Below are 13,591 nucleotides of genomic sequence, written 5' to 3'. Positions count from 1 at the left end.
GCCGCTAGTTCTCGACCACCCGGAGGGCCTGGGCCATGTCCAGGCCCCACACCTGGATCGCGTCCGCGCCCGCGGACACCAGTTGCGAGCCGTCGGGGCGCCACGCCACGTGCGTGACGCCACGGCTGTGCCCGCGCAGGGTCGCCCACGCGGTTCGTTCGCGCACGTCCCACACGATCACCGAACGGTCGGTGCTCCCGCTCGCCAGCCGGCTCCCGTCCGGGCTGAACTCCAGAGCCTTGACCGCGTCGACGTGTCCGCGCAGCTCGCCGATCTTCTGCCAGCCGGCGGTGTCCCACAACGCGATCAGGCCGTCGTCGCCGCCCGTCGCGAGGATCCTGCGGTCCGGGGAGAGCGCGAGCACCCGCACCGCCGCGGAGTGGGTGCGGGGCAGCGCCAGGTTCTGGTACTGCGTGCCGGGGTCGCGGATCAGCACCTCGCCGTCCTCGCGGGCCAGGACGAGCTGTCCGTCGTGCCCGCCGAACGAGACCGCGGTGCGCGGACCGCTGGAGTCGCCGCCGATGAAGTCCGGCTTGCTCTCCCTGTCCAGCGACCACACCGCGTCGGGGTCCGCCGAGTTCACCACGGCGATCTGGTTGTCGCCGAACGCGATGCTCGTGGCCGAGTTCCCGGCCGGGACCGTCGGCGCGCTGACCGTCTCCCCGGTCCTGGCGTCGCGCACCTGGAGATCGCCGTTCAGGACGACCAGGTCGTGGTTCGGGCTGAAGCGGCCCGAACGGCTTTGCGGCACACCGGTTTCGATGCGTTTGACCGTGCGCAGCGTGCTGTCCCTGCGTTCGATCACGCCGGCCTCGTCGAGGGTGACGATCGTGCCGTCGTCGTCGACGGTGAGCGCGCGCACGGTGTAGCCGGCGGTCCGCGGGACCGCGCCCGGCGGCCAGAACCGCAGGGCCCGCGGAGTGAGCACGGCCAGTCCGCCGTCCGGGGCGAACCGCGCGCTGCGGGCCGGTTCGTTGGTCGTGATGGTCGTGATGGCGGTGCCGTTCGCGACGTCCCAGATGTGCACGCGGCCGTCCTCACCGCCGGAGATCAGCATGCTGCCGTCGGCGCTGAGCGACAGGCTGTTGACGACGCCGGTGTGCGCGGGAGGCGTGGCGACCACGGCGCCGGTCGCGAGGTCCCGCACCTGCACCTGCCCCTCGGTGGTGGCGAGCGCGGCCAGCTTGCCTCCGGGCAGCAACCGCACCCTGGTGATCTCGCCGGACTGCACCTGCAGGCCGCCGGTTCGTTGCCGCGTCTGAAGGTCCCACAACGAGAGGGAGCCGGCGGTCACCAGGGCCAGCACCCGGTCGTCCGCGATGTCGAACGGGCCGTTGATCGGCCCGACCGGCAGCGCGTACCGCACCTTGCGGGTGGCGAGGTCCCAGACGTCGCCGCCGACGACGAGCGAGCTGCCGTCCGCGCTGAAGGCGACACCGCCGCGCGTGCCCTGGCGCTGGAGCACGACCTGGTCGTCCTCCGGGCCCGTCCACAGCACGATCCGGCCGTCGTGCAGGCACACCGCGATCGTGCGCCCGTCCGGCGCGATCGCCCAGGAGAAGACGACGCCGGTCGTGCTCGGGCGCCAGCGGGCTTTCAGCGACAGGGTGGCCGTGTCGTGCACGACCAGCCCTTCCTGGCCCATCAGGCCGACGAAGTCCTTGCCGAACGAGAAGCTCCACCCCTCGAGGTGGTCGAGCTTGCGGCCGCGGGCCGAGGCCGACGCGCTCAGGACGCGGCTGCGTGCCTCGGGCGTGGGATAGGCCCGGTATGCCTCGCCTGCCTTGCGGGCGGACTGCTGGGGGTCGCTGACGGCGAGTGCCTCGGACGCGGACGCCAGCCGCTGGGACTGCGAGATCAGGCCGAGCCGTTCGACCTCACGGCGTTGCTGAACGGCCACGACGGCGCTCGCGGCGGTGGCCACCAGCATCACCGCCAGTCCGGCCGCGGTCCAGCGCAGACGGCGGGTGCGGCGGCGTTCCCGTGCCTTCGAGGCGCCGATGAACTCGCGTTCGGTGCCGGTCAGCTCCGGCCGGGCGCGTGCGACCCACTCGGTCGTCTCGGCGAGCCTGGTGCTGCGGTAGAGCGAGTCGTCGTCCTGGCCCAGTTCCCGCCACGTCCGGGCGGCGTCGGTGAGCCTGCGGTGCGTCCTGAGGCCCTCGTGGTCCTCGTCCAGCCACGCCCGGAGCCTCGGCCAGGCCTGGAACAGCGCCTCGTGCGTCACCTCGACGGTGTGCTCGTCCACGGTGATGAGCCGGGTGCCGGCGAGCACGTCGAGCACCTCCTCGCCCACGACCTCCTGCCGCGGAACGGGCCGCTTGGTGCCGTCGGCACTCAGCCGCAGCAGCAGTTGCTTGGCCAGGTGCTGCTCGGACTCGTCCAGCGTGGCGAACGCGGCCTCGGCGCTCTGCGCGAGCGCGCCCTGGATGCCTCCCGCTGCCTGGTAGCCGCCGAGCGTGAGGGTGTTGCCGCGCTTGCGGTGCCATGTTTCGAGCAGCGCGTGCGACACGAGGGGGAGCACGCCGCTGCGCCCCGCCGCCTCGGCCACGAGGGTGGTCAGCAGGGCTGTTTCGACCGTGCAGCCGACCGTCGCGGCGGGTTGGGTGATCGCGCGGCGCAGCTCGTCCGGCGTCATGGTGCCGAGGAGCACCTGGGCGTCTGTGAGCGCCTCCGCGAGCTTTGGGTACTGGGCGCAGTGCGGGTAGAAGTCGGACCGGACCGCGATCACCCTCCGGCAGTCCGCGGCGAGCAGCGCGTCCAGGAACGCCTGGCGCTGCACCTCGTCCTCGCAGAGCGTGAAGAGCTCCTCGAACTGGTCGACGACCAGCAGGTCCGGGTGTAGCGCGAGCGCGTCGGCGAGGGCCGCGTCCGGATCCGAGCCGGGCGTGCACACCACCGCGTTCGGGAACCTCGCCGCGACGCCCGCCCTGAGCAGCGACGACTTCCCCTCGCCGGACGCGCCGAACACGGCGAGGAACGGCTGCTTCTCGAGCCTGTCGACCAAACGGTGCGTGAGCGCCTCACGGCCGAAGAAGCGGTCGGCGTCTTCTCTCGTGAACGGGTTCAAGCCCACGTACGGCGACGGTCCGTCGTTCGTCCGGCTTTGCGCCATCGCGACGGCGAGGTCGTGCCAGCGCCGTTCCCACACGGACTCGTCGCCCTGGCACGCGCGGACGTACGCGAGCGTGGCGTCGAGACCCGGCAGCTTCCGCCCGCCCGCCGCGTCGGACAGCGTGCTCGCCGAGAAGTGCGCGCGCCGGGACAGCTCCCGGTAGCTCGGCTTCCCCGCGTCGGTACGCAGTCGTCGCAGGTCTGCGGCGAACAGCAACAGCGGGCTGTCGCCCTCGTCCAGTGGACGTTCTCCCCTAGGCATCGAACTCATGCTGGCAGAGTGCGTGCTGGTCAGGGGGTTGTTGTCCGTGATCCGTTGTACGACGTTCTACGGGGCGATCGCGAACAACGACCAGTGGCGTGGCCCGGAACGTCGCCGGGCGAGTTCGCGGTCAGACGGGTGCATCGCGAGGTGCACTGCTGAGCGTGAGTCGACCAGCCGGCGTTCCGGGGTCGCGCTGCTAGCGGTCTTCGCGCGGCGGGCGGGGCCTGCGCTGGCCTGCGGGGCGTTCGCCGCGGGCGGCGCCTTCCGGGCGCGGGCGGCGGGCCGGAGCGCCCTCAGGACGTGGGCGGCGGGCCGGGGTGCCCTCGGCGCGTTCCGGACGGGGGCGGCGCGGACGCTCTTCCTCCTCGGGCTCCTCGCGGGGCCTGCGGACGGGCTTCGAGCGTTCCTTGACCTCTGCCTTGGCCTCGCGGATCTCGTCCTTGGACGGGCGGTTCGGGTCCTTCTGGAGCGCGATCCGCAGGATGCCCAGCGCGACCGTGACGGCGGTGGTGACGGCCATGACCGGGAAGCTGTCGATCAGTGGCTTGCCCAGGCCCAGCGCCATGGCGGACAGGCCGCCCTTCGCGACGCCGCCGGTGAGCAGCACGAGCGTGGGCACCGTGATGGCGAGGATCAGCGGCGGCTGCACCATCGGCCCGAACAGGCTGCGGCGCTGCACCAGCAGGATCGCGGCCAGCGCGCCGAGGAAGAACACCGCGTTGAACGTCCAGCCGACGGTCTTGCTGGAGTTGATGTCGATGAACGCGCCGATGAACGCCGGGACCAGGGCGGCGAGGATCGCCGCCCACCACGGGATGCCCTTGAACTCCCCGAAGATGGCCCGGTAGTTCCACGGGACCGCGTCGTAGTCTTCGACATCGTCATCATCGAAAGCTGCTGAACGCTCGCGCAACGCACTCACGACGCACACGGTAGCCGTTCGGCCATTCGGTGTTCGTCAGTCCGCGGCTTTCTCACCCAGAAGCAACCTGCGGGCACACTGCGTGCGTTCTAAGCGGACTGTTCGTCCGCCCTTCGGACCAGCGGGAGGGGCGTTGGAGTGGCGGAGGCGTCCGTCAGCGGCTCCACGCTCGCCCGGAAACCCTCCAACGCCTCCAGTTCCCGGCGCCTCGCCGAGAGGAAGCGCTGCAGGTGCGTGGTGGAGAGGTTGACGGCCTCGATGGCGCTGTCGGCGGCCCGGTTCGCGCGGCCCGCGGACAGCCTGACCTGCTCGACGTCGTCGGCCAGCGCGCGTTCGGTGACCGCGAACATGGCACTCGACGCGATCACGGCGAACCCGGTCGGGCCGCACAGGAAGACGCGGCGGTCGAGCAGCCAGCGCAGCAGTTCGGGATCGGTGTCCAGCGCCGCGACGACCGCGCCGTCGTTGGGGACGAACATGATCGTGCCGTAGATGGCGTCGGCCCAGCGCTGGTAGCCCTTGCCGGCCAGTTCGGCGGCGCGCGAGCGGATGTTGCGGACGTGCACGCGCAGCGCGTCCTGGCGTTCCTGCGGATCGTCCGTCTCGACGGCTTCCGCCCACGTGGCCATGGACATCTTCGAGTCGACCGGGACCGCGCGGCCGCCGCCGACGCTCAGGACCATGTCGGGCCGGACCGCGCCACCGCCCGCCACGTCCGTCTGGAGCGTGTAGTGGAGGTTCTCCCTCAGGCCGAGTGCGCGCGCCGTTTCGACGAGCACCTGTTCGCCCAGCTCACCGCGTCCGCTGACGCTGGAGAACGCCACTTCGTAGCGTTGCAGGGCAACCTGTTGCGCGTCGTAGCGCGCGCGTTCGGTGCCGATGGCCTGGAGCGCTTCGTCGGTTCGCCGGACGCTGTCCTGGTAGAGGCGCCAGACGAACAGCAGCGCCCCGGCACTGACGAGCGCCAGGACGAGCGAGGCGGTGATGATCACTGCGGTCACGGCACGATGATGCTCCCTCAAAGATGTTGAACTCGATCGGGTGACACGCCGGGAACCCTCCCGGAGATTTGTCAGACCCCGTCTCTACGGTTGGGGCCATGCGGATCCTGCACACCTCCGACTGGCACGTGGGGCGCACCTTCCACGGCCGCGACCTGCTCGTGGAGCAGGAGTCGGTGCTGAGCGGCCTCGCTGACCTGGTGTCTTCCGAGAAGGTCGACGTCGTGGTCATCTCGGGCGACCTGTACGACCGGGCGGTGCCCTCCGCCGACGCGGTGGCGTTGTGCGCGCGGGTGCTGATGCGGATCCGCGCGGCCGGGGCGCGGATCGTGATCACGCCCGGCAACCACGACTCGGCGGCGCGGATCGGGGTGTTCGGGGAGTTCGCGGCGGCGGGCGGGCTGTACCTGCGCACGCAGATCTCGTTGCTGGACAAGCCCGTCGAGCTGGAGGACGAGCACGGGCCCGTCGCGGTGTACGGGATTCCGTTCCTGGAGCCGGAGCCCGCGCGGCACGTGCTCGGGGTGGCGGACAAGGGGCACGCGCCCGTTCTCGGCGAGGCGATGCGGCGGATTCGCGCCGACCTGGCCTCACGCGAGGCGCGTTCCGTGGTGCTGGCGCACGCTTTCGTGACCGGCGGGGCGCCGTCGGAGTCCGAGCGCACCATCGCGGTGGGCGGCGTGCAGGACGTGTCGATGCAGGTGTTCGCGGGCGTCGACTACGTGGCTCTCGGGCACCTGCACGGGCCGCAGACGCTCGCGGAGAACCTGCGGTACTCGGGCAGTCCGCTCGCGTACTCGTTCTCCGAGGCGCGGCACCGCAAGTCGGTGTGGCTGGTCGAGCTGGACGCGGGCGGGCTCGTCGGGGTGGAACGGCGGGATCTGCCGGTGCCGCGGCAGCTGGCCGTGGTGAGCGGGACGTTGGCGGAGGTGCTGGAGGATCCGGCGCACACGCCGCTGGAAGATCACTTCCTCTCGGTCGTGCTCACGGACCAGGTGCGGCCGATGGACGCGTTGCGGCAGCTGCAGAAGCGGTTCGAGCACGCGGTGCACGTGGAGTGGCGGCCGGAACAGGGCCCGCAGCACAACATGACCTACGCGGACCGGGTGCGTGGCCGTTCCGACGAGGAAGTGGCCTGCTGCTTCGTGTCGGACGCGCGCGGCTCCGAGCCTTCCACGGCGGAGATGGCGTTGTTGCGCGAGGCGTTCGCGTCGGTGGCGAGGGAGCAGGAGCAATGAGACTGCACCGCCTGGAGCTCACGGCGTTCGGGCCGTACCCGAAGCCCGAGGTCGTCGACTTCGACGAGCTGGGCGCGGACGGGCTGTTCCTGCTGCACGGCGACACGGGCGCCGGCAAGACGACGCTGCTCGACGCGGTGGCGTTCGCGCTGTTCGGCCGGGTGCCGGGCGCTCGCGGCGACGTGAAGAAACTGCGCTGCGAGTACGCCGATCCCGAGGTGCCGACGGAGGTGTCGCTGGAGCTCACCGTGCAGTCGCGGCGGTTCCGGATCGTGCGCTCGCCGGAGTTCGACCGCCCGAAGAAGCGCGGCGGCGGCTTCACCACGCAGCCCGCGAAGTGTTCGCTGACCTGGCTCGAAGGCTGGGACGGCGAGGGCATCACCCGCATCGACGACGTGGCGCGCGCGGTCGAGGACATGCTGGGCATGTCGTACGAGCAGTTCTTCCAGGTCGTGCTGCTGCCGCAGGGCGAGTTCGCGCGGTTCCTGCGGTCGGACACGGCCGAACGCGAGGTGTTGCTGGAGAAGCTCTTCGGCACCGAGCGGTTCCTGGACGTGGAGAAGTGGTTCCGCGACAAGCGGGTCGCGGCCGGCCGGGTGCTGGAGGACCGCCGCCAGGCCGCGAACGAACTGCTGCACCGGGTGGCCGAGGCCGCCGGCGAGGAACCGTCGTCCGAGCCGGGCTGGCTGGAATCGGTGCTGGAGCGCCTGTCCGCCGCCGTGACCGCGGCGGGTGCGCTGTCGGAGGAGACGGCGGGCCTGGCCGACGGCGCGGACGCGTTGCTGGCGCAGGCCCGCGTGCAGGCCGACCAGATCCGCCGCGTGCGGGAGGCCCGCGAGTTGCTGGCCAAGGTGGAAGCCGCCGACTCGGCGGCGTGGTTCGCGGAACGGGACGCGGCCCGTCGTGCCGTCCCGGTCGTGCCGGCGTTCGGTGAGATCGCGAAACTCCAGCAGTCCTACGAGTTCGCCGTCCGCGACGAGGCCCGCGCGCTCGAATCGTTGGAGCGCCTGGGTTACACCGGTTCGGAGTTGCGCGAGGACGCCGAGCGCTACCGCGAGGAGGCGGGCGGCCTGGGCGAACTGGCCGCCGAGGCCGAACGTCAGCAGTCCGACGTGCGCCGGTTGTCCGTGCTGAAGAACTCCTCGTACCAGGTCGAACGTCGTCTGCTGGCTCTGAACGCCGAACTGGAGGTGCTGCCCGAACGCGTGGCCCAGTGCCGCCTCCAGCTGGACGCGGCGGCGGAGGCCTCCGCACGCCTGGACTCCCTGAAGTCCCGCGCCGACGCCGCCCTGGCGTTGCCGGACGCCGGAAAAGCGTTGGAGCGCACCAAGAAAGAGCTGCACGAGGCCATCGACGTCCACCAGAAGACCAAGGACGTCCTCCAGCAGGTCCGCCACCAGCGCCTCGAGAACATGGCCATCGAACTCGCCGCCGCGCTGAAGCGCGGCAAGCCCTGCGCCGTCTGCGGCTCGCCCTCGCACCCCGCTCCCGCCCAGCCCATGCTCGGCGGCGTCGACGCGACCGACGAGGAGGACGCGGCCGCCGAGGAGCAGCTCGCCCTGGACCGCCGCAACGAGGCCGAGCGTGCCGCCCACGCCGCCGAACTGCGCATCCAGGCCTGCTGGGAGGCCCTGGGCTCCGACGAACCCGATGCGGCGATCTCCGAGTACCGCAAGGCCTTCGACCTGGCCCACACCCGTTCGCAGCGGCAGAACGAGTTCGTCGGCCTGGAAGCCAAGACCCGCGAGCTCGGCGCGGAGAAGGCCCAGGTGGAGCAGGACCTGGTGGGTCTGCAGACCGAACACAGGTCGCTGGTGACCGTGGTCGGGGAACGCGGCGCCCGCCTGGACAAGGCACGGGGCGAGCACGACGACGTCCTGACGCGCCGCGACCACCTGCTCCGGCTGGCGAAGGCGTTGGTGGAACTGGCCGACCGCCGGGCGGCCCGCGACGCTGCCCTCGCCCGCGTCGAAGAACAGCAGGGCCTGGTGGCGGCCATGGCCGCCGACGCCGGCTTCCCCGACGTCGACTCGGTGCTGGCCGCGGCCCGTCCGGCGATCAAGCTGCAGGCCCTGGACGACCGGATCGCGGCCTGGGAACGAGCGCGTGCCTCGGCCTCGGCGACGTTGGAGGAACTGGCCGAGATCGACCCGGCTCACGAGGTGGACCTGGGCGAGGTGACGGCCGCAGCGTCGTCGGCCCGTGCCGCCGCGTCCTCCGCCGCCACCGGCCTGGCACGTGCTCAGGCGGCGTTGGACCGAGTCGGCCAGCTGGCCGCGCGGTTGCGCGCCGAGTGGAAGTCGCTGGAGCCGCTGGAAGCCACCTACGCCGAACTGGACGCGTTGACCGACGTGATCAACGGCCGCGGGCAGAACTCCAAGAAGATGACCTTGCGGTCGTACGTCCTGGCCGCGCGCCTCGAAGAAGTCGCGGTCGCCGCGTCCGCCCGGCTGCACCGGATGAGCCAGGGCCGCTACAGCTTCGTGCACTCCGACTCGGCCGGTGCGCGCGGCACCCGCGGCGGGCTGAACCTCGACGTGCTGGACGACTACTCGGGGCGGGCCCGGCCGGCCAAGACGTTGTCCGGCGGGGAGTCGTTCCTCGCCTCGTTGTCGCTCGCGCTCGGCCTGGCCGACGTGGTCGCCAACGAGACCGGCGGGGCGTTGCTCGACACCCTCTTCGTCGACGAGGGGTTCGGGACCCTGGACTCGGACACGCTGGACATCGTCATGAACACGCTGGACGAGCTGCGGGCCGGTGGGCGGGTCGTGGGGCTGGTGTCGCACGTGGAGGAGCTGCGGCAGCGGATTCCCACGCGCCTGAGGGTCCGCAAGGCCCGGACCGGGTCGACGCTGGAGATGTCGCTGGCGTGAGTTGGCTCTAATCTCGGCCCGTGCTGTCCCATGTGGAAGTCACCGCGCGTGTCACAGTGACCCCGGCCGCCCACTTCGTGTGGTCGAACCGGCTCGACTTCACCCACGACTGCCTCGTCTGCCTGCGGGTCGGGCGGATCATCCAGTTGCAGCACGGCATGCCGTACGCGCTCTGCACCGGCAACGAGCACCCGGCCGCGATGCGCGTCAGTGCGTTCGACGCCACGGAGCAAGGTGCGGAGCGCCGGCTCCGGTGCCGGATCACGTCGTGGTGGGCACCGTTCAACGACCAGATGGAGCCCGACGTCCAGGCCTCGGAACTGACCGCGCAACCGTGGGTGCGGCTCAACTACCGCGTCGGTTGCCACACCTGCCGGGACAACGGCGTCGGCGAGTGGCTGGGCATCGAGGGGCACCTGAGCTCTGACACGGCACCGGTGACCAGCTCGTGCCCCAGGTGCGGCACCGAACTGATCACCGGTGCCGCGCCCGAGATCAACCTCGTCGGTTAGCTCTCGCGAGTCAGTTCTCGTGGGCCAGGAGCCAGCGCTTGACGTCCAGGCCCCAGCGGAAGCCGCCCAGGTTGCCGCCGATCCGGATCACCCGGTGGCAGGGCACGAACAGCGCCGCGGAGTTGCGGGCGCAGGCCGAGGCCGCCGCCCGGATCGCGGCCGGGCGCCCGGAGAGTTCGGCGTACTCGGAGTAGGTGACCGGTTCGCCTGCCTTGACCGTGCGCAGGACGTCCCACGCGTGCTGGAGGAACGGGCCGGACCTCTGGCGGACCTCGATGGTGTCGATCGAGGTCAGGTCGCCTTCGTGGTAGGCGATGACGGCCTTGGTGACGTCGCCCAGATCGGGTCGCGAGGTGATCTCGGACGGCATCAGGGAGGCGTGGATCTGGGGCGTCAGCAGGGCCAGGTCGTCGGTCCAGCCGCTGGCCAGCACCGCTCCGTCCGGCGCGACGATCGCGGTGAACGGCCCCGCCGGGGTGTCCACAGTGGACGTGTGCGCGACGCTCATGATGTTGCTGCCTTTCTGGTCAGGTGTGCTCCGGCGTAGGAGCGCCACGGCCGCCAGTTCGGGCCGTGGGAAGCCAGGTGTCGCGAGGTCTCGGGGAGCACCAGCACGTCCGGCGCTCCGAGCACTCGCATGGCCACCTCGTCGGCCACCGGGGCGCCGACCAAGGGGGTGAGTTCTTCGGTCAGGTCTTCGATCGAGCGGCCCACGTCCACGACGAGTCTGCCGTTCGCCAGCGCCTCGGTGACGGGGTGGTCCCCGGCCGCGTAGAGGTGGGTCAGGGCGCCGTCCGGGATCTGCAGCGGCACGCCGGTGAACGGGGCCACCAGGCGCAGCAGGGTCTCGGCGCCGTCGACGCTGCCCGCCACGCGGATGCCGGGCACCTCGCGGACCAGCGGGCCGATCATCGGGTCGGCACCCAGGAACGAGTCGACGGCCGTCGGGTCGGCGTCGAGGTCCAGGAGACGGCGGACGCGGGCCACGGCCGCACCCAGGTCCCGCACGTCGGCGAGACGAAGCGAGCACAGGACGTGGTCGGTGGGGAACGTCAGGCGGACCGTCGCCTCGCCGTGCGGCAGTGACAACGTCCGCGCGTAGGAGTCGGCGGTCACCTCTTCGACACCGGGCAACGCGTGTGCGCGGAAGTGGGCCAACAGGCCCGTGGCGTCGAACGGCGGGCGGTACGGCAGCCGCAGGACGATGCGGCCCGGCGTGCCCACCGGTGCCTTGCCCCGGCCGCGCATGTCGGACGGGGTCGAGGCGAACACCATGCGGATCGTGTCGTTGAACTGGCGCACCGACGCGAAGCCCGCGGCGAACGCGATGTCGGCGAACGGGAGCTCGGTCGTCTCGATCAGCAGACGGGCGGCGTGGGCGCGGTGGGCGCGGGCCAGGGCCAGCGGGCCGGCGCCGAGCTCGGCGGTCAGCACGCGGGTGAGGTGGCGTTCCGAGTAGCCCAGCTTGGACGCCAGGCCGGTCACGCCGTCGCGTTCCACGATGCCGTCGCTGATCAGGCGCATCGCCCGGCCCGCCAGGTCCGCGCGGAGGTTCCACTCGGGGGAGCCCGGCACGGCGTCCGGCAGGCAGCGGCGGCAGGCGCGAAAGCCCGCGGACTGCGCGGCGGCGGCCGTCAGGAAGAACTGGCTGTTGCGGCGCTTCGGGGTCACCGCGGGGCACGACGGCCGGCAGTAGATGCCGGTCGTGCGGACCGCGTGGATGAAGCACCCGTCGAAACGGGCGTCACGTGCGGAGCACACCCGGTACGCGTGTTCTTCGTCAATGACCATGCCATCGATCCTGCCAGCGGGAACGGTCAATGGCTCGCGGGAATCGGACACGACCGTCGGCTGCCGTAGACTCGCTCACCGTGAGTTTGACCCTCGGTATCGTCGGCCTGCCCAACGTTGGCAAGTCCACCCTGTTCAACGCGCTCACGCGCAACGACGTGCTCGCCGCGAACTACCCGTTCGCGACCATCGAGCCGAACGTGGGCGTGGTGCCGCTGCCGGACGCCCGTCTCACCAAGCTCGCCGGGATCTTCGGCTCCGAGCGCGAGGTGCCCGCCGTGGTGTCGTTCGTCGACATCGCGGGCATCGTCAAGGGCGCGTCGGAGGGCGAGGGCCTCGGCAACAAGTTCCTCGCGAACATCCGCGAAGCGAACGCGATCTGCCAGGTCATCCGCGTCTTCGACGACCCGGACGTCGTGCACGTCGACGGCCGCGTCGACCCGTCGAGCGACATCGAGACGATCAACACCGAGCTGATCCTCGCCGACCTCCAGACCCTCGAGAAGGCCATCCCGAGGATCGAGAAGGAGGCGCGGATGCAGAAGGACCGCCGCGCCGTCCTCGAGAACGCGAAGAAGGCCAAGGACATCCTCGACGCGGGCCGCACGCTGTTCGCGGCGCAGTCCGAAGTGGACGGTGAACTGCTGCGTGAGCTCTCCCTGCTCACCACCAAGCCGTTCCTCTACGTCTTCAACGCCGACGAGGGCGTGCTGACCGACGACGCCCGCGTGAAGGAACTGCGCGAGCTAGTCGCCCCGGCCGACGCCGTGTTCCTCGACGCCAAGGTCGAGTCGGAGCTCCTCGAGCTCGACGAGGAGTCGGCCCTCGAGCTGCTGGAGTCGATCGGCCAGGCCGAGCCGGGCCTGCACGCACTGGCCCGCGCGGGCTTCCACACCCTCGGCCTGCAGACCTACCTCACGGCGGGCCCGAAGGAGGCGCGCGCCTGGACGATCCCGCAGGGCGCCACCGCCCCGCAGGCCGCCGGCGTGATCCACACGGACTTCGAGAAGGGCTTCATCAAGGCCGAGGTCGTGTCGTTCGACGACCTGGTGGCCTCTGGTTCGAAGGCCGACGCGAAGGCGGCGGGCAAGGTCCGCATGGAGGGCAAGGACTACGTCATGTCCGACGGCGACGTGGTGGAGTTCCGCTTCAACGTCTGATCAGCGCTACCGAAGGTCCCTTCCGCTGGGAAGGGACCTTCGACGTGTTCAGCGGTTGACGCGGAAGAGGCTTTCGAGGTCGATGGTGATCGGAAACGGCACCGACGATGTGAGCTGTCCGCGGAAGATTCCGGTCGAGACGTAGGTCTTGGTCGGCTCATCGAGTTCGTAGACATGGGCGACGGGCTGGTTGGCGTCGTCCTCGACCAGCCAGTAGTGCCTGATCCCCGCCTCCGCGTATTTGCGCAGCTTGACGGTGGTGTCGCGGTGCTCGGACTCAGGCGAGATCACCTCGACGACGAGCATGACGTCCTCGGGGGCGAACCAGGTGCGGTCGGGATCGACTGACGCGGTGGTCACCAGAAGATCGGGCTCCGGACGGTTGCGCCGGTCGAGCCGGATGGTCATTTCCCGCTCGACTTCGATGCCATCTGGAACCTGGCCCATGAGCTGGACGGTGAGGCCGGTGACGACGCGGCCGTGCCACGACCGCTGCGGTGACATCATGAAAACGAGAGCTCCGTCGATCAACTCGGTGTGCCGCGGCGCCTCGGGGAGGCGGTCCAGATCCTCCGCGAACCACCCTTCCGCGCGGGGAGGGCGCATCCAGTCAGGCAGAGCGGTCATGAGAACAAGATAGCGGCTGCTCAGCGTGCCGGGCCAGGCGAGCACAAAGCAGCCGTCCAGCGTCGAGCACACGTCCCGGTGGCGCACCTAG

10 protein-coding genes are annotated in these 13,591 nt (G+C 71.0%); 4 read left to right on the top strand and 6 right to left on the bottom strand.

All coding sequences use genetic code 11. The features are described 5' to 3' along the window. Positions 1-4: 4 nt before the first annotated feature. From BM417_RS32740 to BM417_RS32730, 3 genes are all read right to left on the bottom strand, one after another. Positions 5-3,382 (bottom strand): nSTAND1 domain-containing NTPase, encoded by a 3,378-nt coding sequence (locus tag BM417_RS32740; protein WP_093602534.1) that lies wholly within the window; start codon positions 3,380-3,382, stop codon positions 5-7. A 190-nt stretch (positions 3,383-3,572) separates the two neighbouring features. Beyond that, positions 3,573-4,298 carry a DUF6542 domain-containing protein gene (locus BM417_RS32735; protein ID WP_245822305.1) on the bottom strand — a complete coding sequence of 242 codons (726 nt, stop codon included), beginning with the start codon at positions 4,296-4,298 and terminating at the stop codon, positions 3,573-3,575. Between the two features lie 89 nt (positions 4,299-4,387). Then, the gene (locus tag BM417_RS32730) at positions 4,388-5,299 is read right to left on the bottom strand and encodes a DNA recombination protein RmuC (RefSeq protein WP_093602530.1); all 912 of its coding nucleotides are present in this window, start codon (positions 5,297-5,299) and stop codon (positions 4,388-4,390) included. 98 nt (positions 5,300-5,397) lie between these two features. Here BM417_RS32730 and BM417_RS32725 point away from each other — a divergent pair, with 98 nt between their 5' ends. The 3 genes from BM417_RS32725 to BM417_RS32715 are packed head-to-tail and all read left to right on the top strand — an operon-like array spanning position 5,398 to position 9,922. Then, positions 5,398-6,537, top strand: a complete 1,140-nt coding sequence (locus BM417_RS32725; RefSeq protein WP_093602528.1) for an exonuclease SbcCD subunit D — start codon at positions 5,398-5,400, stop codon at positions 6,535-6,537. After that, positions 6,534-9,410, top strand: coding sequence for an AAA family ATPase (locus BM417_RS32720; RefSeq protein WP_093602526.1), 2,877 nt, complete (start codon positions 6,534-6,536; stop codon positions 9,408-9,410). Before BM417_RS32725 ends, BM417_RS32720 begins: the two co-directional genes overlap by 4 nt. 20 nt (positions 9,411-9,430) lie before the next feature. Further along, positions 9,431-9,922 carry a hypothetical protein gene (locus BM417_RS32715; protein WP_143138890.1) on the top strand — a complete coding sequence of 164 codons (492 nt, stop codon included), beginning with the start codon at positions 9,431-9,433 and terminating at the stop codon, positions 9,920-9,922. Between the two features lie 10 nt (positions 9,923-9,932). On the opposite strand, the gene BM417_RS32710 is transcribed toward BM417_RS32715, so the two are convergent. Next, positions 9,933-10,430 carry a methylated-DNA--[protein]-cysteine S-methyltransferase gene (locus tag BM417_RS32710; RefSeq protein ID WP_093602522.1) on the bottom strand — a complete coding sequence of 166 codons (498 nt, stop codon included), beginning with the start codon at positions 10,428-10,430 and terminating at the stop codon, positions 9,933-9,935. Continuing rightward, positions 10,427-11,713: a bifunctional transcriptional activator/DNA repair enzyme AdaA gene (locus tag BM417_RS32705; RefSeq protein ID WP_093602520.1), complete on the bottom strand. Its 1,287-nt coding sequence runs from the start codon at positions 11,711-11,713 to the stop codon at positions 10,427-10,429. Before BM417_RS32705 ends, BM417_RS32710 begins: the two co-directional genes overlap by 4 nt. Positions 11,714-11,793: 80 nt before the next feature. Between BM417_RS32705 and ychF the strand changes: the two genes are divergently transcribed. Next, positions 11,794-12,873, top strand: a complete 1,080-nt coding sequence (ychF, locus tag BM417_RS32700) for a redox-regulated ATPase YchF (RefSeq protein WP_093602518.1) — start codon at positions 11,794-11,796, stop codon at positions 12,871-12,873. Between the two features lie 48 nt (positions 12,874-12,921). Here the strand turns inward: ychF and BM417_RS32695 are convergent, their stop codons facing one another. Continuing rightward, positions 12,922-13,587 (bottom strand): Uma2 family endonuclease, encoded by a 666-nt coding sequence (locus BM417_RS32695; RefSeq protein WP_218164633.1) that lies wholly within the window; start codon positions 13,585-13,587, stop codon positions 12,922-12,924. Between the last annotated feature and the right edge of the window lie 4 nt (positions 13,588-13,591).

This window comes from Lentzea waywayandensis (assembly GCF_900115955.1).
In the GTDB taxonomy this organism is placed as follows: Bacteria; Actinomycetota; Actinomycetes; order Mycobacteriales; family Pseudonocardiaceae; genus Lentzea; species Lentzea waywayandensis.
This window is presented reverse-complemented; position numbering and strand designations above follow the sequence as displayed.